Genomic DNA, 18,323 nt, shown 5'->3' with positions numbered 1-18,323 from the left:
CCAAGCGGCCTTGCGATCCGTCGATATCAGCCTTTCGGTGGTGGTCCGGGTGGCATGCCGGACGGCGGCGCCAGTGCCGCCAGCATCGGAAATGGTGGCAGCCCGAGCATGTCTCGGCCATTGATCTCAGCCATCGGATCGATGCGGAACGCGCCATGCGTCGCCAGCACATGGATGTCGCGCACGAAGCGCTGGATCGGGTTGGTCAGGCTGACCGTCGACGAGCCGAGCGCGAGCTGGAATCCATCAATGGCCTTCAGGCATTCGTGGATCTGGTGGACCAGGTCCATGGTGATCTCCGGCTCGTCCGGGGGCAGGAAATCCTCGCCAGCCAGCGCACGTCGGTCGACTTCGTCCGCGTGGCGGTAGATCACCGCTTCGGCGGCATTCACGATCGCGCGTGCCTTGCCGGCGACCACCTGGATGGAGGCCATCTCCGACATCGTGGCGTAGGGGACGTTGAACGGAGGCCGTTTCTTCGCCTGCTCGACGAACGCCGCCAGCGCGCCCCTTGCCATGCCGCAGGCGAGCGATGCAAAGGCAATCGTCATCGCCACCATCGAACCGATGGGGCTGTGCATGAAGCCGAGCCCGTGGTACTTGCCGCGCAGCCCATCGATGAGCCCGATCAGCTGGTCCATGTGAACGACGCGGTATTCCGGGACAAACACCTCTTCGGCCGCGCGCACGCTGTTGCTCGATGTCGCCATCAGGCCCATGACCTTCCAGTCATCGAGAATCTCGTACTGATCCCGAGACACGATTCCCATTGCGCGACGATGGGCGCCGGTCTCCGGATCGACATACCCGATGCCCACGGAGCCCCAGGCTGCGATGCGGCAGCCGCTGCCGAAAGGCCATTTGCCCTTGACCATGAAGCCGCCCTCGACCTTGCGACCTTCGCCGACGTGCGGCGCCAGGATCGTTGCACCGAACATCAGCGGACCGACCCAGCTGTCGACCTCGCTGAAGACCTCGTCGCGCGCGCGCTGCGAGAAGGCCAGCGTATTGCGGGCAGCACTGGAGACGATCACCGTCCAGCCGGCCGAAGCATCTGCACGGCCCAGGACGTTGACGATCTCGGCGGTGTCGCGCGCGCCGAGCGCGTAGCCGCCAAGTTCGATGGGAAGCGTGATCTTGAAGGCACCGGCGTCGTGCAGTGCCTGCAGCGTCGCCGGCGCAAGCACCCCGAGCTCCTCGCCCTCGCGGGCATGGGTACGCAGGAGGTCGAGCTTGCCTGACAAGTCGTCGCGGATTCGCTGACCGGCTTCACTCAGATAGGGCGACTGCGCAAACTTCGCAGCCGCGCCGGGCGGCATGGAAAACTCTTTCATCTTCATGGCGCGCCTCAGGTCTTTTGAGGCGGGAACGGGTCCGCCATTTTTCTGAAAGTGCTCCAGTGCTCGGTGAGCTTGCCGCCACGGACCCGGAAAATGGTGATCATGTACCAGTCGTAGGTCTTTCCAGGCGCGGTGGGATCCGGCGTCGGCTCCTTCATCATGATGCAACCGAGCTCGCCCTCGACGACCACACTCACCACCGGAGGCGGCGTTACGCCACTAAGCGGAACGCGGCGGAAGTGCTCGATGAGCAGGTCTCGACCGTTGCCGGGCGCGTTCGGGTCATGCTGGATGTAGTCTTCGGCGATGAACCGGGTCATCACCTCCTGGACCTTCTCCTGCACGCTGCCGTCCCGCACCATGCGAGCGAGTTCGGCCTCGAACTCGATGAGCAGCCGCTTTGTCGCCGTGACCTCCGGCGAAGAGGAGGCGGCCACCGCCTCCATGTAGTCCGGACGGTCGATCCAGGTCCGGTACAGCTCCGGGTTGTGGATCTGGGCCACGCCATCGACAATCGAAAAATCATTCATCGGTTTACGAGCTCCAATTGGGGGGGATTGCCGCGCGTGGGCACAGCGCCGCCGAACATCGGGAACGGTTCCCGGCCAAGAATGCGGCGGCCGTTCTGTTCGGCCTGCGGGTCGACGCGAATCGCACCGTGCGACGTGAGGACCCGGATGTCTCGTGCGAAACGCTGGATGGGGTTCTTCAGCGACATGCTCGACGAACCAATCGTCTTTTGCAGGAGCGTGATCGCGTCTTCGCAGAGATTGCCGGCGTAGGCCAGGCTGAGGCTGTATTCGGACTCCTCCTCGAACGTGAAGTCCAGTTCCGCCGCCGTCCGTGCGTCCAATTGATCGGCGCAGCCTTCGATCGTGGCCGCGGCCACCTTGATCATGGCAAGCGCCTTGCCCGCGGCGACCTGGACCGACGCCATGTCAGCGATGGTCGGATAGGGCAAGCTGAACGGCTTGCGCGTCTGCGACTGCTCCGCGAAGCACTCCAGAGTCCCTCGCGCCATGCCCAGCGCGATGGCCATGTTGGTGAGCGTGACGGTAAGGAGCTGGGCCACGCCACGTTGCCGAAGCCCGGCGCCCTGGAAGTTCTTGCGAATCAGCTGCATGCGCAGCGGAAACTCGGCCAGATCCAGGAACCGGTGCGCGGGAACGAACTGCTCGGCGGTGATCTCGAGGCTGTTGCTGGCCGTTCCCGACAGTCCCATCACATGCCAGTCGTCGACGATCTCGTACTGATGCCGCTGGACCACAACGACGCCGCGTCCGGAACCGCCAGCCGTTGCCGGGTCGTATTCGACGCCGAGCAGCGCCCATTTGGCATGCTTGCATCCGCTTCCGAACGCCCAGCGTCCCTTGACCATCCACCCACCGGCGACCTTGCGAGCGTCGCCGACCTTCGTCGCATAGACGGACGCACCGACGATGGCGGGGCCGGCCCACCCTTCGGTGTCGGCACGTACCTCTTCGATGATCTCGGGGCCCAGCGCCAACAGATTCTTCAGGCCGACGCCGACGAAGGCCGCCCAGCCGGCGGAGCCATCGCCTTCCCCGAGGGCGCTGATGACTTCGACGAGATCGCGCGCGCCGAGTGCATATCCGCCCCATTCGATGGGCATCCCCATCTTGAAGATGCCGGCGTCCGTGACCGCCTGCAGTACGTCGGGCGTGAGCGAGCCGATCTTCTCGCCCTCGCGCGCCTGTTCACGGATCAGCGGGATTAATGCGCGCACCTTGGCTGTGATGGCTCGGCCGGTGTCGGTGAGCCAGGGTGATTCGATGGCGCCGGTCGGGACCATGGGCGGCATCGGTGGTAGTTTGATATCGGGTACTGACATTCCAAGATTTCCTAAACAGACATTTCAATGGTTGTGCCGGCCGCGTAATGAGCCGAACGAGCCGCGAATTCGGCGACCTGGCGCCCGACGAGATTCAGTTGGTTGGCAGCGGCCAGGTTCTGGCAGGCGCCTTCGTGGAAAACCTTTTCCGACGTGTTGATCGCGGCCCCCATCGGGGTTGGCCAACCGCGCAGCGCGTGGACGATCGAGCGCAGCGCACCGAGCGTTCCTCCGGTGGCCTGCCAGCCATACGCAGTGGCGATCAGTCCGACGGGCATGCCGTCCAGATAGACCCGCCCGTCTTTCGCCATCTCCTCGAAATAATCGATAGCGTTCTTGACCAGGCCGGAGATGGTCCCGTGATATCCGGGGCTCGCGATGATCAGGCCATCCGCAGCGCGAATGGCATCGATCAGCGCCTGTCCGTCACCGTTGCGCTCGATGCTGCCGGGAACATAGTGCGGCAGGGCCATCAGGTCCTCGCTGCCAAACAGTTGCGTCCGCCCGCCCGCCGCTTCGGCCGCCGACAGCGCGAGGACCAATGCCTGCTCGGTGGATGAGGTCTTGGAGGCCGTGCCGCCGATCCCGACGATGAACGGCTTCTTGGTCGATGAGGTTTTCATGAGCGGAACTCCCCCTCCATGACCAGCTCTTCGACCGGCCGCCGCGTATTGGGCTGTTCGCGCTCCTGCATGGGAGGGGGCAACACGCTCTTGTCCCCGATGCGGCCGATGGCGATGACTGTTTCGACGCGAAAGTTGTCGGGCACGTTCAGCACTTGCGCGGCACGCGCGACATCGAATCCCGCCATCGCGTGCGCGTGCCATCCGAGCTGGGTCGCTTGCAGCGCGAGATGCGCCCACGCCGCGCCGGCGTCCAGCGAATGGCTGTAGGACGGGATGGGCCCGGGAGCACCCGGCGGCTGTGCCGTGGTCGCGGAGACCAGCACGACCAGCGCCGACGCCCGTACCGCCCAGCCCTGGTTCATGGGGACCAGAAGATCGAACAGTCGCGACCATTGCGGCGTATCCCGTCGGGCGTAGATGAAGCGCCATGGCTGCGAGTTGAAGGAGGACGGCGCCCAGTGCGCGGCCTCGAAGAGCGTCATCAGTTCCTGATCGGAAATGATGGCCTTCTCGTCCAGGGCGCGCGGAGACCAGCGCTTCAGGAAGATCGGGTCGATGGCGTAGGCCGAAGAACGGGTGTTGAGGGAAGTGGACATATCGAATTTCTCTTTGTGAAGTCGTCAGCGCTGAGCCAAGCCGCCGGCAAACATGTTGAAAGGGGGAATGCCCAGGACGTGTCGCCCGGCGATTTCCGCAGCCGGGTCCCGACGGATGGCGCCGTGGGTCAGCATCACTCGCACGTCGCGTGCAAAGCGCTGTATGGGGTTGCGCAGACTGACCGACGATGACCCGATGCAAAGCTGCATCTCGTCGATCGCTTCGCCGCAGAGGTTCGCGGCGTAGACAAGGGTCATCGTGGCGAGCGATTCCTCGCGAGGCTCGAAGTCCTCGCCGCGACGGGTGCGCGCATCGACCTCCTCGGCCGTCTGCAGGATCAGTGCCTCGGCGGCCTGCACCATGGCATAGACCCGTCCCGCAATGACCTGGGTCGAAGGCATCGTGGCCACCGTCTCGTAAGGCAGGTTGAACGGCACGCGCTTGTTGGCCTGCTCGACAAAGGAGTCAAGGCAACCTCTGGCCATGCCGAGCGCGATGGCGATATTGGCCAGAGCCGTCGACAGCATCGTCGACAAGGGCCCCATCCGATAGGTGAGGCCTTCGTACTTCTGCGACAGGGCTCCCAGCGCCGCGGGCAGGTCGGCGTGGCGCACCACGCGATGCGCCGGGACGAATACCGCACTGCGGGCGACGATGCTGTTGCTCGAGCTTGCCGCCATGCCCATGACGTGCCAGTCGTCCAGGAGCTCGTACTGATCGCGAGAAAGCAGTGCCAGGCCGCGGACGGGTTTTCCGTCCTCCTGCCATTCGATGCCGACAACCGCCCACGCGGCATAGCTGCAACCGCTGCCGTACATCCACTTGCCCGTGACCCGGAAGCCATCGCCGGTGCGCTCGGCCTGGCCGACGATGTTGGAAAAGATCGAGGCGCCCACCGCCGCTGGCCCGACCCAATCCCCGAGCTTGGCACCGACTTCGTCGACCGCCTGTGGGCTGAAGGCCAGGACCATGCGGATGCCGGACGCAGCAAAGCCGCTCCAGCCTGCAGATCCGTCAGCGTAGGATGCGGCCGCGATCACCTCCACGAGATCCCGGGCGCCGAAAGCCGAGCCTCCGTATTTCTGCGGCAAGGTGATGCGAAAGAAGCCGGTTTCGTCCAGCGCCCGCAAAGCTTGCGGAACAAGGGCGGTGGCTTTCTCGCTTTCCCATGCGGTTTCGCGAAGCAGCGGTGTCAGCGCCTTGATCGCGTCGCGCATCTTGGCGGCCTCGGGGCTCGGACCCCGGGCATCGGTGCCGGCGCCGAAAGCCGCCGGCTTGCTGAGATGGTTCATGTCTCTGTCTCGTTTTCGTTGGGTTGACCTGGCCGATGCAGTGTCGTCAGCGCAGCATGGAAAACGAAGTCTCAAAGGGTCACGACTCTTGCTGGTTCCCGTCTCATCGGGCGTCGCGGCTTCGGTGGTGATTCCGTGACCTGATGTGACCCTGAAGCTGGTCAAACCCTGTGTCGCGCGGCGCTGAACTCAAACAGAATGGCGCGATCACAGTGCACGTGGAGCAGACATGGTTTCAGGCCTGATCGCCGCCTTTGAACTGCAGAAAGGCGCCATCCATGCGGCATTGCATGCCGTGTTGCAGAGTGAAACTTTCCGACGCGCGAAGCGCTTGCGTCAGTTGCTTCAATATCTCGTATCCGAAACCCTGGCCGGGCGTGGCGAACGGCTGAAACAATTCAATATTGCCGTTGACGCATTCGGCCATGGTGGAGATTTCTATCCGCAGTTCCAGACGAGCGTGCGGACCGAAGCATGGCGGTTGAGGTCGCGGCTCGAGTTCTATTACCAGACCGAAGGCATCCTCGACCAAGTGCGCATCTCATTGCCCAAAGGCGGCTTCATGCCGGCGTTCCAGTTCATGAACGGGAATGTCGCACCGCAGGAGGCACGGTCGCTCGCACGCAGCGAGTCTGCGCCGCGACTATTGATCCTCCCCTTCTCGGGTCTGAATATCGACGACTCGGACACGGTGACGGCATTTCATGACGAGATCAGCCTCTACCTGGCAAATCTGCCGATCGTCGCCATACTCTCGCGTGGTTCCAGCGAGAAGTTCGCTGCGATGGCAAGTAACCTGCAGCAGGTTGTGCGGGAATCACAGGCGTCCTATGTCATGGAAGGAAGCCTTTTCCGCCAGGGGAAGGTCTACCGACTGAATCTGCGAATCATCGACCCGCTTCGGGACGTGACCGTCTGGTCTGGCCGCCACGAGCAGGAAGTGGATGACATGATCGCCTTTCAGAAAAGGGTGGCCACCGAGGTCGCGGCCTCTGTCCATTCCTGGGTCAGCTCCAGGCCATCGTGCATCACTGTCGAAGACGACATGGCGCCACGGTATCTGTTGCGCGACAACGTATTGCTGCGCGAGTATCTGCGCGGTGCAATCCGGGACCAGGCGACAGGTGACCAGGTGGCGCTAGGCCTCAGCCGTCTCACGTCCGGCCATATTGACGAGGCAGTCATGATGTTCCGCCGGGCGATCGGTGCCAGCCCGAGGGAAGGTTTGCCACACACCGCGCTGGGATTGGGATACCTTCAATCAGGCCGCCTGGAAGAAGCATTCGCATCGGCTGAGCGCGGTGTGGCGCTGGCTCCGCGGTCGGCATTCGCGCACTCCTCGCTGGCGGCAGTTTGCATGCACATGCGTGACTTCGATGGCGCCATCATGTTCGCTCAGCGGTCGGTCGCATTGGCGCCGGAATTCGACGCGGCCCAACTGCTGCTGGGCGACTGTTTTCTTTACGCAGGATTTCACAAAACCGCCATTTCCCAATTGGAGGAGGCGTGCCGCCTGATGGACGAACATCCCGCGGCCTTGGCGCATCTCGGCTATGCCTATGCCAGAGCGGGCCAGGAGGACGAAGCACGGCGCATTCTCGGCGTCCTGCAAGACGGCAAGGATGACGACCATGGGCCCGACTCCGCCGCGATGACGCTGATTCATGCCGGACTGGAAGAAATCGACCAGGCTTTCGAGTGGCTTGATCGCGCGCTGATGTCGCGAATCCATACGCAAGGATTGTTGCTGCTAACGTCGCCCGCCTACGACGGCCTGCGTGCCCACCCGCATTTCGATTCCCTGGCCACGCGTCTGAACGCGCCGTAGGGGCCGACGCTGATTCACTGTCTGGAGACAAGCCGCATCGGGTGGTGGCCGCTGAGGCTTGAAGCGCCAATGGAAATGCTGCTCATCGGCAGCAGCCTGTGAGCAGCAGATCTGCGTAATTCAAAAAGAAATAAGCAGCTTTTGATCAAGTATCACTGCCGTTGGTAGCTTCGAGTTCCACACGGTTCCGGGATTGGTAACCACGGATGCGGTCGATACCAAGTACACGCCGTTGGTCAGCCGATAAGAATAAGAGAGCATCCCTGCGGTGGAGAGCGTCACCGAGTTCTGAACGCCGAGTTTCGTGACCATCTTCTGCAGGTCACGGCTGCCGAACGTTTGACTGTAGGCAAGCGAGACCATATCGAAAGGCCTGCTCGCGAACGGCCCGATATAGAACAGGGCGACAGAGTAATCCCTGGTGTACATGTTTCGATCGGCGGGAGCGTAGTTGACCTTGACGTCCAGATTCAGCCCGCCGGGACCGTGGGCGCTTTTCGTCAGCTGCATCGTCAGTCCGGCATAGGCTGCATAGTTGTTGCTGGCCGTTTGCCCGTCATACTTCGTGTAGTCCGTCGTGTTGTAAATAAGGCCGGCTCTCGCCCAAACGGAGCGTCCCTCCTGCGACAGCCCAGTCTTGTAGCCAAACTCGTTGACGAACAGCGCCGAAGTCCCGGGGGTGCGCCAGCGAAGGCCGTAGCGGTTTTGCGCCAATTCCTCCGTGGCACCGGAGGAGCTGATGCTGCGTGATATCCCGAAACGGTTGTAGAAACTCTTTGTCCAGGGATCCTTGACTGTGATTTCCGCTGTGGGGGTCGGCGTGTAGACGCTAAGGCCGGCCAGCGATGGAATCACACTGGACAAGCTCTGTGCCACGGACCCTGCGTTTCCGGTGAGATTCATCCCCACGAAATCCTGGATCGTCAGCAGATAGCCCGCTTTGAGTTCAACTGTATTGTCAAGAAGCGGCTGCGTAATTCCGAGTGTGGTCACGGCAGGGTGCATGACGGGTGCTTCCCCCGCGCGATTGTGGGAATACATCGTGGAAACACTGCCGGTAAATTGGCCGCCGGCCGGAAAACCGATTCGAGACAGGTCGTAGGTGGCATAGACGTTGCCGATGATGTAACCGCTGGCGCCGTTGTGCCCAGCATATTTCTGAGTTCCGCCGTCATTCTTGTTTTTAATATCGCGGTCGATCACTGGAGAAATTGTTCCCTGGATACCCCACCCTGAGTTGGCAAGCCAATCTCGAACACCGAACAGGCTTGGGTAAACCGTTTCGCACACCGATGGCTGGTCGATGGTGCTCATGATGCGGGTGTTGTACTGATCGAACTTCTGGCAAGCAGGATCCAGGAAGGGCAAGCCGGACGGGCCATTTGGGGCGGATTCCGGACCCGATTGCGTGGGCTGCGCGCGAGGGATCTCGGGTGTGTTCTCCCGCTCCTGAGCCAGGCTTTTCGATGCCCCGAAGACTGCGAACAATGACACCACCGAAATGAAATTGACAACTCGCGGCGACACGGTCGCTGCAGACAGATTACGAAGCACAGTCTCCTCCTAGAGATTAAAAATGCACCAGAGCAGCAAGTACTGCTAAAGGCATCTTCAGCCAGCCACTGGAGGAAAAATAGGTGCATCTATCGCCGCGCATACCTCAGGGAAACGCCATAGCGTGAGCATGCACCCTGTGCGGCCCCCTTGCAGACTGCAGATGGCTCTTTGCGCGGTCATTCATATGGTTGGATGGGGCCATGTCGACGTTCTGGGGGCTCATCAGCCGCGCTGCGGACGCAGTTGTGCCGCGGTACACAGCCGCGTGAGGTTGTAGGTCGCCACCGGCCACCTCCTCTGACCCAGATCTACGACGATGTCTGGTGCATCGAAAGCCGGTATGTTGACCAGTACATCTTGCGTTCCAGCGCCGAATTCATGCTTGTCGATTCGCTCAATAGCGCGATCGAGGCACAGACCTACACGGCACGCTATCGCGCCGGCGTTGACTAGTGCCGAGGACCCACTCCGTCCAGCTACAGGCACATGAAGGTGGCTGACTTTCGTTCACCTTGCACATTTCCGAAAATCAGATCTGCCTCGTCGCCAGCTCGGACGGCCCGTCTTCTTGGGCCGTCGCTGTGCGCGCCAACCACCGTGACAGTCGACTGTCGAACAACAGCTCATAGAGCGCCGGAACCATCCCCAGCGTGACCAGCGTGCCCAGCGCGAGCCCGCCGATGATGGTGACGGCCATGCCCGACCAGAGCGGGCCGCCGAACAGCAGCAACGGCACCAGCCCGGCCACGCAGGTCAGCTTGGTCATCACGATGGGACGCAGGCGCTGAACGGCCGAGGTGACGACGGCATCCCTGGGGGTGCGGCCCGCATGAATTTCCGCTTCGATGCGCTCGAGCAGCAACACGGCGTTGTTGACGATGATGCCGGCCAGGGAGAGCAGTCCGAAGTTCGCCATGAAGCCCAGAGGCTCGCCCATCAGCTTCAGCGCGGGTGCCACGCCGATCAACGTGAACGGGATGATGGCCAGGATCAGCAGCAGCTTCCGGAAGGAGCCGAACTGCCAGATGAACAGCACCAGCATCGCGATCGCCGCATGTGGAAGGTACTCGCTCAACGCAGCGTTGGCTTCCGCGGCCTCTTCGATCTCGGCGCCCAGTTCGATGGCATAGCCCGGTGGCAACGCCAGTGCCGAGACGGCGGGAGCCAGTCGGGTCACGACCTGCTGCGCGGTTTCGGTTTCGCTGTGCCCCTCCACCGTCAGCGTGCGAGAGAGATCGCGGCGCCGGACAACAGAAGGCTCGGAACCCAGCGAGACATGGGCGATGGCCGAAATCGGTACTGGCGCAGCGCCCGATGGATACACCAATGTGTTGACCACATCCTCGGTGTGTTGACGTTGCGCAGGGGTGCCGCGCACCACCACAGGCACCAGTGTGTCGCCGTCGCGCAGCATGGAGACATCGACCCCGGAGAACCGGGCGGCCAGCGAGGTGGCGACGTCTTCGCTCGTGACGCCGAGGCGGCGGGCCTTGGCCTGGTCGATCTGCACATCGATGCGCGGAATGCGGTTGTTCCAGTCGTCTCGCACGCCGACGACGCCCGGCACCTTGCGCAGCTCTCCCTTGATCTGCTCGCCCAGGCGTTTGAGCACCGTCTCGTCGGGACCGGAAATCCGGTACGCCACCGCACCCGAGTCGCTGGAACCCAGCGAGAAGCGCTTGACCTCGCCGCGGATCTCGGGATAGGTCTGCGACAGGTAGGCGCGCGTGCGCGCAATCATCGCGTCGAGCTCATTCTTGGAGCTGACGCCGACTGTGAAATAGCCGATGTGCGAAGCCGGCAGTGGCGGGTTCAGCCCCAGGATGATGCGCGGTCCGCCATCAGCGACGTAGCCGATGCTGGTCGTGACCTCGGGGTTGATTTTCTTGTCGGAAAGCCAGCGACTGACGGCTTGCACCTTGGCGAGCGTGGTGCGCGAATCGGTGCCAGGCTGCAACTCGATCGAGACCTGGTACTGGGGTCGGTCCGACTTCGGCAGGAAGCCGGACGGAACCGTCGACAGCAGCAGCATGGCAAGCGTGAACAGGACCGCCATCGCGCCGAAGAAAACCAGCTTGTGATCCAGCACGGCGTGGATGGCTCGTCGATAGACACGGTAGAAGCGGGCCTCGGATTTGGCTTCTGTGTCGGCGTTGCCAGCGGCAGCGTGCACGGTGTGAGACGACGCCTTGAGGAAGTAATAGCACAGCAGCGGTGTCACTGTCAGGCACAGCAGCCAGGAGCCCAGCAAGGCGATCGCCAGCACCACCACCAGCGGCCGGAGGTATTCGTTGATCGAGGTGTCGCCGAAGAAAAAGGGAGAGAACGCGAAGATGATCACGAGCGATGACGTGAGCAAGGGAATCGCGAGCGATCTTCCCGCCTGGATGCACGCCTCGCGCCGCGCCTCGCCGGCCGCGAGCCGGCGTTCGACGTCTTCCACGATCACGATGCCGTTGTCCACCAGCAGCCCCAGCGCGATGATGATGGCGGCCATCGATACGCTGTGCAGCTCGATGTGGAGAAACTGCATCGCGATCAAGGTACCGAGGATGGTCAAGGGCACGATGCTGCCCACGATCACACCCGCTCGCCAGCCCAGGAAAAGCACGACCACCGTCATGACGATCACAATGGTCTCGCCCATCACCTGGTTCATCTTGCCCATCTCGCGCTCCACCACGTCGGCCTGGAAGGTGACGTAGTCGAGCGTGAAGCCGGCGGGCAACAGTTGCTGAAGCTCACCCATGAGCCCCTTCAGGCTGCGGCCGAAGGCCTTGATGTTCTGGCCGGCGCGCATCGACACGCCAAGCACCACGGCCGGTTCGCCCTTGTAGATCGCCGCGGAATCCGGAGGATCGGCAGGCAGGACCTTGATCTGCGCGATGTCGCCCAGGCGGATCGTGTTCTCCAGGCGGCCGTTGCGGTCCGGCACGCCGAGCACGAATTCGCGCAGGGCCTGAAGCGAGCGGATCTCGCCGGAGGCGACCACCGCGCTGTTGAGACCGCTCATCACCATCTGACCACCTGACAGCACCACGTTCTGCTGCTGCAGCTGCTGGAGCACGGCAGGCGCTGCAAGCCCCAATCCGCCCAGGCGCGCCTGATCGAATTCGATGTAGACGCGCTCGTCCTGCAGTCCGTGGAAGCTGATGTTCTGCACACCCGGCAGCTGGTAGAGCCGATCGCGGACCCGCTTGAGCGGCTCACGCATCTCGCTCATGGCGAAGCCTGGCGCGGTCACTGCGATCGAGGCAACCGCGACGCGCCCGAAGTCGTCGTTGACGACCGGGGGCAAGGTGCCGGTGGGGAACTGCGGCGCCACCTCCGCTACCTTGGCCCGGACCTTTTGCCAGATCGGCGCCAGGTCGGCGTAGCCCTCGAGGATCGTGGCCTGCACGATGACCGACCCGTTGCGCACGGTGCTGACCACGTGCTTGAGTTCAGGCAGTTCGCGCAAGCGCGCCTCGAGCGGGCGGGCGACGAGCTGTTCCATCCGCTCGACCGGCAGCCCGGGGTTGTAGACGAAGATCATCGCGTCACGAATCGTGGTCGATGGCTCCTCCTGAGAGGGGAAGCGCAGGAACGCGAAGACGCCTGCAAGAAGCACCAGCGCCGCAACGAACAAGGTCAGCCGGCTTGAGCCCAGCGCAGATTCGGTGAGCTTCATGGCTTGGCTCCGTGAAGCAGCGTCGTGGATGCGTGGGCAACGGCAGCTTGCCCTTCGTTCAGGAAGGCCGCTCCGGCAACCACCACCTGGTCACCGGCGTTCAGCCCGGACGTCACTGGGATGCGCCCGTCGGGAAGAAATCCCGATCCCAGTTGGACGGAGCGCCCCACGAGCCGGGAATTTTCGAGCACGAAGACTTTGCCGCGGCCGGGCTCGGTATCGAGCAAGAGCGCCGCAGCAGGCACCGAAGGAACCTTGCTTGCCTCGCCTGGAAGTTCCAGCGACACCATGGCACCGCTGCGCAATGCCGGCGCCGCCCCGTCAACCCGAAAGATGGCCTGCACCAGCGAGCCGCTGTCGTTGCGGCTGGAGATGCGCTCCAGCTTCAGCGGCAGGACGGCGGCGGGCTGCGCCGGTCGAGAGATGGATGCCTGGGCGGGCTCGCCGGGGGCAATGCGCGCTGCCACGGCCTCCGGCAGCATGGCGACCACTTCCAGAGTCTGACCAGCCTCGATCTGGAACACGGCCACGCCCGAGCCGATGTCGGAGTAAGGCTGGACGTTGCGCGCCACGATCACACCGTCGAAGGGGGCGGTGATCCGCGACAGGGCCAGCTCCCGCCGCGCAAGTGCCGATGCCGCCTCGGCAGCCCGGAGTTGGCTCTGCGCGATGCGATGCTGCGTCTGGACGGACTCCAGCGTGACGGGGGAGACGATCTGGTCTTTGGCCAGCGACTCGTTCTGCCGCAGCTGGGTGGTCCGCTCCGCGAGGGAGGCGACCGCGGCGAGGCGGTCCGCTTCAGCCTTGTCGATGCGGCGCAGCGCAGGCGCTTCGTCAAGGCGGGCAAGCACCTGTCCCGCGCGCACACGGTCTCCGACATCCACAAGAATGGCACTGATGCGGCCCGACGATTCGAAACCGAGGTCGGAGCGCTGATGCGCGCGCACGGTGCCGACAAAGGTCTCACTGGCTTGCATCGCGCTGGCGGAGATGGCCTCCACCTTGACGGGGCGAGGCAGGGTGAGGGGCGGTGGGGACGTGCGGGCGCAGCCTGCGATCAGCGCGGTCAGCAATGCGGCGGCCACGGCCGTGGAGATCGAGAATGACATGAGCGTGTGTGGGAAGGGTTCAGGGGAGTTCTTTGGCCAGGGCGTGGAGCGCCTGGCGCATTGCCTTGCGCTGGCGGTCGCTGAACTGGTGAAAGCTCAGGAGTTCCATCACCGACATGCCGTCCAGCGCCGCAGCGATGACCAATGCGGTGCCACTCCGGGAGCCAGACTTGGCAAAGTCGCCGTACAGGCGGCTGTAGAAGTCGCGCACTGGTCCGAGCAGATGGGGATAGCTGGACGCGGCTGCGAGCAGGTTGCTGATCAACTGCTTTTCCCTGGGCTCCATGTCGAAGGTGTCGTCGATCAGGGCCCGCAGCAGGGCGCCGCTGGAGCTGCCTGCCTGTGCCGCCTTGACTCGGCTGCGTTGGTCCCATTCGTCGAGGATGGCCTGGACGACCGCCGCCAGGAGTTCGTCCCTGGTCTTGAAGTGATAGATCAGGCCCCCCTTGGTGACCCCAGCCGCAGCGGCAACGGCTTCAAGTGTGAGTTCCTGAACCCCCCGGGCAGAGACGATCTCGGAGGCGACATCGATGAGTCGCTGCTTGGCACTGGTGCGCGGTGACGAACTGGTCATGGTCTGTTGGCCTGGTTGATACTGTACTGTACGTATAGTACAGTTAGAGACACCACACGTCAACACCGAAGACTCCCATGACCCTTGCCAGAACCCACATATCCAGAATTGCAGCATCGGCGCTTGCGCTCGTAATGCTGGCCGGATGCGCAACGCCCACATCCACCCCACCCTCCTACGACGCCGTGCCGGCGGCGTGGAGTTTTGACACCGGAACCGGCACCGAGAGGAACCGGATGTCCGCCAGCGCATGGTGGCGCGACTTCGACAACCCCGAACTCAGCGCGCTCGTCGAATCCGCATTGCTTGCCAATGCCGACCTCCGCATGGCTGCTGCCCGGGTTGCACAGGCTCGCGCGCTCGTAGACACGGCCGATGCCGATCGCTACCCGCAAATGAGCCTGAATGCCGGCCTGCGGCGTGGCCGTGAGTCCAGTGCGGACCCCAAGGCCAATCTCGCTCGCGGTGGCTTCCGAGCGAGCTGGGAGCCGGACTTCTTCGGGGACCAGGAGCTGGCGAGTCTTGCGGCCGAAAAGGATTTCGAAAGTGCGGAGCTTGTGCGCCAAGCCTTGCGCGTCGCGATTGCGGGCGAGGTGATGACAGCGTATTTCGACGCGCAGACCCTGACGCAGCGAGACGCGGTTGCGCGCGAAGCCGCTGCTACGTTGGAGCGTCAGATTGAAGTGGCCCGGCGGCGGTTCGAGGCGGGCCAGGTCGGCAAGCTCGACATCGACAGACTGACGGCCGAGCTTGGGCAGGAGCGCGCCAATGCGGCGCAGTTGCGAGGGGCGCGGGATGCGAGGCTGCGGCAGATGGCCGTTCTTCTGGGCTCTGCGCAGCCACCTTCGAGATTGACTTTCCCCGCCGCCGCCAGCACAGCTGCCGGCATGCCGGCCGTCCTGCTGCCGATCGAATTGCTCGAGCGCCGTCCTGATGTTCGAGGACCGGCGCGTGCCGTAGAGGCCGCAGTCGCGCGCCTGGGGGTTGCCAAGCGCGACTTGTACCCGCGCATCGCGCTCGATTGGTCGGGAAGCAGGGAGCGCCTGCGTGCTGGAGGAGCAAGTGCATCGCCAACGACCGTGGTTGGGTACGGCGTTGCACTCTCGTTGCCTATCTTCGATGGTGGCCGCATCAGGGCCAACATCGAGATTCACGAAGCCAAGGCAAAGGAAGCAATGCTCGCGCATGAGAAGGCGATCCTGGTCGCGCTGGCGGACGCCGAAACTGCGGCCGTACAACTCGAGGCGGCGCGAGCTGGCGTTTCTGCGTTGGAACAAGCTCAGTCAGCGGGAGCCAATGCCGCCTCCAGGAGTGAGCAGATGTTCACCTCGGGCTTGGTGGATCTGAACACAGTCCTTGATACGCGCCGCAGCTACTTGAAGGCGCGTGATGGCCTGCTGCAAGGGCAAGGAGCCCAATGGACAGCGGCCGTGGCCGTGAGAAGAGCCTTTGCAGGGAGAGTGTGAGACTGACGAACTGTCGGGTGAAGCGGTTCCCCCGATGAGCGCGTTCTCGAGCCGCGCTTCGACGGGCGGCAGGATCTGCGGTAACGACCGGCATAACGGCAGCCTGCTCTGTGCAAGACCCTCATTGAAGCACCGGCGCAAGGGGCACGCAGCCTAAGCTTTTGGACATCCAAAAGCCCGACCGCAGCCCCCCTCGGACTGCATCACCGACTGACAGCTTTCAGTGAAGACATTGCGCATCGCGCAGGAGCAATCAATGACCATGGCCCTAGTACTGCATCGTGCCGACGGCGCGCCCGTTTCAACCGCTTTCCGGAGAGCGGCGTTCGGCAAGGACGACCCGTTTGCACGGCATCGCGAGATCGCGTGGGAAGGGCCGGGCTCGATGAGCGCGGGCCGCACCAGCTTCATCGGCGAGCTCGAAGTCGCAAGCTATCCCCACATCGAAACCATCGTCGTGGTCGAGGGCGAGCTGACCTTGACGGCGGCCGGCGCGGCGCCGCTCGTCGTCGGCCCCCAGGCGGGCGCCGTCATCGGATGCGGTACCTCGCTTCGCGTCGAGGCCCGCTCCCGCGTGCGCTTCGTGTTTTGCGCGGCCGCTTGCGAGCGACCGACCCGACGCGGTCTCTTTCCCCTGCGTGCCGACGCCAACTTCAAGCCCACCGGCACGCTGCCCGCGGAAGTGCTGCTGAGCCCCGCGCCGACGTGCCGCAGCGACAACGTCTTCATCGACGACGGCGCGCAGTACAGCGCCGGCACATGGGACTCGACCCCCTACCACCGGGTCGTTCGCCCGCATCGCGTGAACGAGTTCATGCACCTCGTGGCCGGCAGCGTGGGATTCGCAGCCCCCGATGGCAGCGTGCTGTCGGTAGGCACCGGTGATTCGCTCTTCGTGCCCCAGGGCGCGCCGATCGGATGGGAAAGCAACGACCGCGTGGCGAAGTTCTATGTGGTCCAGAGCGTGCCAGCCTGAACCATCGAGCGAGCTGCACCATGTCTCCTCCGCTGAATCACATCCACACGTCCACCCAGCTGCCGGCCTGCGCCGATGTCGTCGTGATCGGCGGCGGCATCATCGGCGTCTTCACCGCCTACTACCTGGCCCAGCGCGGAGTTTCAGTGGCCCTGGTGGAAAAGGGCCGGATCGGCGCCGAGCAATCGAGCCGCAACTGGGGCTGGTGCCGGCAGCAGAACCGCGACGCCCGCGAGCTGCCGCTGGCGAGCAAGAGCCTCGATCTCTGGGAACGCTTTGCCGCCGAGAGCGGCGAAGACACGGGCTTCCATCGCTGCGGGCTGCTGTACCTCAGCAACGACGAAGCCGAGCTGTCCCGCTGGGCCGGCTGGCGTGATTTTGCGAAGACCGCCGGCGTGACGACCCACGTACTGAGCAGCCGCGAAGCCGCCCAGCGCGGACATGCGACCGGCCGCGCCTGGAAAGGCGGGGTCTTCTCGCCCAGCGACGGTATCGCCGATCCCGCCAAGGCCGCGCCCGCCGTGGCCGCTGCGCTCATCAAGCTCGGCGGCAGCGTCCACCAGAACTGCGCGGCCCGCGGTATCGAGACGGAAGGCGGACGGGTCAGCGGCGTTGTCACGGAAGCCGGCGTCATCAAGACACGGACGGTCGTGATGGCGGGCGGCGCCTGGGCATCATCGTTCTGCCGCCAACTGGGCATCCGTTTTCCGCAGGCCTCGGTCCGTCAATCCATCATGAGCGTGTCGCCTGTGGCGCATCGCTTGCCGGCGGCGCTGGTCAGCGGGAACGTGTCGGCCACGCGCCGCAACGACGGACGCTACGCGCTGGCCATCAGCGGCCGCGCGCGTGTGGACGTGACGCCGCAGTTCATGCGCTTCGCGCCGCAGTTCGTGCCCATGTTCGCCAAACGCTGGCGCAACCTTCGTCCGGGCGGGCTGGAAGGCATTCGGGGTGGCCATGAAACGCTGGCGAGGTGGCGGCTCGATGCGCCGACGCCGATGGAGCGGGTGCGCATCCTCGATCCCAAGCCCGACATGTCCGCGATCAGGGAGACACAACGCCGCGCCGTCGAACTGCTGCCTCAACTTCGCGAAGCGAAGATCACGCACGCCTGGGCTGGCTACATCGACAGCACGCCCGACGGTGTTCCCGGCATCGGCGAAGTGCCGGGCATGCCGGGGTTCATCCTGGCCGCAGGCTTTTCCGGGCACGGCTTCGGCATCGGCCCCGGTGCGGGCCACCTGATCGCAGACCTTGCCACCGGTGCCGAACCGATCGTGGACCCCGCGCCGTACCGACCGGAGCGGTTCAGCGGTACCGCATGGGGCAAGGTCGCCGATTTCTAGGCCGGGCACATGTTTCCGAGTGACGTGATCGCGATCGGTGGCGGCCTCGTCGGCACGGCGGTGGCCTATGGGTTGGGCCAGCCCCCTCGC

At 64.0% G+C, this 18,323-nt stretch carries 14 protein-coding genes; 4 read left to right on the top strand and 10 right to left on the bottom strand.

Annotated elements, in window-relative coordinates:
- Positions 1 to 26: 26 nt before the first annotated feature.
- From NWF24_RS33870 to NWF24_RS33845, 6 genes are read right to left on the bottom strand one after another with little or no spacing between them, the layout of a single operon-like run.
- A complete protein-coding gene (locus NWF24_RS33870) occupies positions 27 to 1,340 on the bottom strand; it encodes an acyl-CoA dehydrogenase family protein (protein WP_258352336.1) in 1,314 nt (437 codons plus the stop codon).
- Positions 1,341 to 1,348: 8 nt separating this feature from the next.
- Positions 1,349 to 1,870, bottom strand: a complete 522-nt coding sequence (locus NWF24_RS33865) for a nuclear transport factor 2 family protein (RefSeq protein ID WP_258352335.1) — start codon at positions 1,868 to 1,870, stop codon at positions 1,349 to 1,351.
- Positions 1,867 to 3,153, bottom strand: coding sequence for an acyl-CoA dehydrogenase family protein (locus NWF24_RS33860; protein WP_258352334.1), 1,287 nt, complete (start codon positions 3,151 to 3,153; stop codon positions 1,867 to 1,869). The genes NWF24_RS33865 and NWF24_RS33860 overlap by 4 nt, the downstream gene beginning before the upstream one ends.
- 50 nt (positions 3,154 to 3,203) lie before the next feature.
- On the bottom strand, positions 3,204 to 3,815 hold the full coding sequence (locus NWF24_RS33855) for an NADPH-dependent FMN reductase (RefSeq protein ID WP_258352333.1): 612 nt from the start codon (positions 3,813 to 3,815) through the stop codon (positions 3,204 to 3,206).
- Positions 3,812 to 4,414, bottom strand: a complete 603-nt coding sequence (locus NWF24_RS33850) for a nitroreductase family protein (protein WP_258352332.1) — start codon at positions 4,412 to 4,414, stop codon at positions 3,812 to 3,814. Before NWF24_RS33850 ends, NWF24_RS33855 begins: the two co-directional genes overlap by 4 nt.
- 24 nt (positions 4,415 to 4,438) lie before the next feature.
- Complete coding sequence (locus NWF24_RS33845; RefSeq protein ID WP_258352331.1) at positions 4,439 to 5,707, bottom strand: acyl-CoA dehydrogenase family protein; 1,269 nt, start codon at positions 5,705 to 5,707, stop codon at positions 4,439 to 4,441.
- A gap of 229 nt (positions 5,708 to 5,936) precedes the next feature.
- Between NWF24_RS33845 and NWF24_RS33840 the strand changes: the two genes are divergently transcribed.
- Positions 5,937 to 7,535 carry a tetratricopeptide repeat protein gene (locus NWF24_RS33840; protein WP_258352330.1) on the top strand — a complete coding sequence of 533 codons (1,599 nt, stop codon included), beginning with the start codon at positions 5,937 to 5,939 and terminating at the stop codon, positions 7,533 to 7,535.
- 120 nt (positions 7,536 to 7,655) lie between these two features.
- Here the strand turns inward: NWF24_RS33840 and NWF24_RS33835 are convergent, their stop codons facing one another.
- From NWF24_RS33835 to NWF24_RS33820, 4 genes are all read right to left on the bottom strand, one after another.
- Complete coding sequence (locus NWF24_RS33835; protein ID WP_258352329.1) at positions 7,656 to 8,849, bottom strand: carbohydrate porin; 1,194 nt, start codon at positions 8,847 to 8,849, stop codon at positions 7,656 to 7,658.
- A gap of 772 nt (positions 8,850 to 9,621) precedes the next feature.
- Positions 9,622 to 12,762, bottom strand: a complete 3,141-nt coding sequence (locus tag NWF24_RS33830; protein ID WP_258352328.1) for an efflux RND transporter permease subunit — start codon at positions 12,760 to 12,762, stop codon at positions 9,622 to 9,624.
- Positions 12,759 to 13,871, bottom strand: a complete 1,113-nt coding sequence (locus NWF24_RS33825; protein WP_258352327.1) for an efflux RND transporter periplasmic adaptor subunit — start codon at positions 13,869 to 13,871, stop codon at positions 12,759 to 12,761. The genes NWF24_RS33830 and NWF24_RS33825 overlap by 4 nt, the downstream gene beginning before the upstream one ends.
- 19 nt (positions 13,872 to 13,890) lie before the next feature.
- Positions 13,891 to 14,445 carry a TetR/AcrR family transcriptional regulator gene (locus NWF24_RS33820; RefSeq protein ID WP_258352326.1) on the bottom strand — a complete coding sequence of 185 codons (555 nt, stop codon included), beginning with the start codon at positions 14,443 to 14,445 and terminating at the stop codon, positions 13,891 to 13,893.
- 77 nt (positions 14,446 to 14,522) lie between these two features.
- On the opposite strand from NWF24_RS33820, the gene NWF24_RS33815 reads away from it, so the two are divergent.
- From NWF24_RS33815 to NWF24_RS33805, 3 genes are all read left to right on the top strand, one after another.
- Entirely contained in the window at positions 14,523 to 15,911 is a 1,389-nt protein-coding gene (locus NWF24_RS33815) for an efflux transporter outer membrane subunit (RefSeq protein ID WP_258352325.1), read from the top strand.
- 256 nt (positions 15,912 to 16,167) lie between these two features.
- Positions 16,168 to 16,887 (top strand): cupin domain-containing protein, encoded by a 720-nt coding sequence (locus NWF24_RS33810; protein ID WP_258352324.1) that lies wholly within the window; start codon positions 16,168 to 16,170, stop codon positions 16,885 to 16,887.
- Positions 16,888 to 16,907: 20 nt separating this feature from the next.
- Positions 16,908 to 18,233 (top strand): NAD(P)/FAD-dependent oxidoreductase, encoded by a 1,326-nt coding sequence (locus tag NWF24_RS33805; RefSeq protein WP_258352323.1) that lies wholly within the window; start codon positions 16,908 to 16,910, stop codon positions 18,231 to 18,233.
- The last annotated feature ends 90 nt before the right edge of the window (positions 18,234 to 18,323 follow it).

This window comes from Variovorax paradoxus (assembly GCF_024734665.1).
In the GTDB taxonomy this organism is placed as follows: Bacteria; Pseudomonadota; Gammaproteobacteria; order Burkholderiales; family Burkholderiaceae_C; genus Variovorax.
Note: the sequence above shows the minus strand (reverse complement) of the source record. Positions and strands in the feature narration are given on the sequence as shown.

Excerpts from the sequence above, each read along its gene's own strand:
- NWF24_RS33870 (WP_258352336.1), bottom strand. The coding sequence starts at position 1,340 with ATGAAGATGAAAGAGTTTTCCATGCCGCCCGGCGCGGCTGCGAAGTTT.
- NWF24_RS33865 (WP_258352335.1), bottom strand. The coding sequence starts at position 1,870 with ATGAATGATTTTTCGATTGTCGATGGCGTGGCCCAGATCCACAACCCG.
- NWF24_RS33860 (WP_258352334.1), bottom strand. The coding sequence starts at position 3,153 with ATGGTCCCGACCGGCGCCATCGAATCACCCTGGCTCACCGACACCGGC.
- NWF24_RS33855 (WP_258352333.1), bottom strand. The coding sequence starts at position 3,815 with ATGAAAACCTCATCGACCAAGAAGCCGTTCATCGTCGGGATCGGCGGC.
- NWF24_RS33850 (WP_258352332.1), bottom strand. The coding sequence starts at position 4,414 with ATGTCCACTTCCCTCAACACCCGTTCTTCGGCCTACGCCATCGACCCG.
- NWF24_RS33845 (WP_258352331.1), bottom strand. The coding sequence starts at position 5,707 with ATGAACCATCTCAGCAAGCCGGCGGCTTTCGGCGCCGGCACCGATGCC.
- NWF24_RS33840 (WP_258352330.1), top strand. The coding sequence starts at position 5,937 with ATGGTTTCAGGCCTGATCGCCGCCTTTGAACTGCAGAAAGGCGCCATC.
- NWF24_RS33835 (WP_258352329.1), bottom strand. The coding sequence starts at position 8,849 with ATGAGCACCATCGACCAGCCATCGGTGTGCGAAACGGTTTACCCAAGC.
- NWF24_RS33830 (WP_258352328.1), bottom strand. The coding sequence starts at position 12,762 with ATGAAGCTCACCGAATCTGCGCTGGGCTCAAGCCGGCTGACCTTGTTC.
- NWF24_RS33825 (WP_258352327.1), bottom strand. The coding sequence starts at position 13,871 with ATGTCATTCTCGATCTCCACGGCCGTGGCCGCCGCATTGCTGACCGCG.
- NWF24_RS33820 (WP_258352326.1), bottom strand. The coding sequence starts at position 14,445 with ATGACCAGTTCGTCACCGCGCACCAGTGCCAAGCAGCGACTCATCGAT.
- NWF24_RS33815 (WP_258352325.1), top strand. The coding sequence starts at position 14,523 with ATGACCCTTGCCAGAACCCACATATCCAGAATTGCAGCATCGGCGCTT.
- NWF24_RS33810 (WP_258352324.1), top strand. The coding sequence starts at position 16,168 with ATGACCATGGCCCTAGTACTGCATCGTGCCGACGGCGCGCCCGTTTCA.
- NWF24_RS33805 (WP_258352323.1), top strand. The coding sequence starts at position 16,908 with ATGTCTCCTCCGCTGAATCACATCCACACGTCCACCCAGCTGCCGGCC.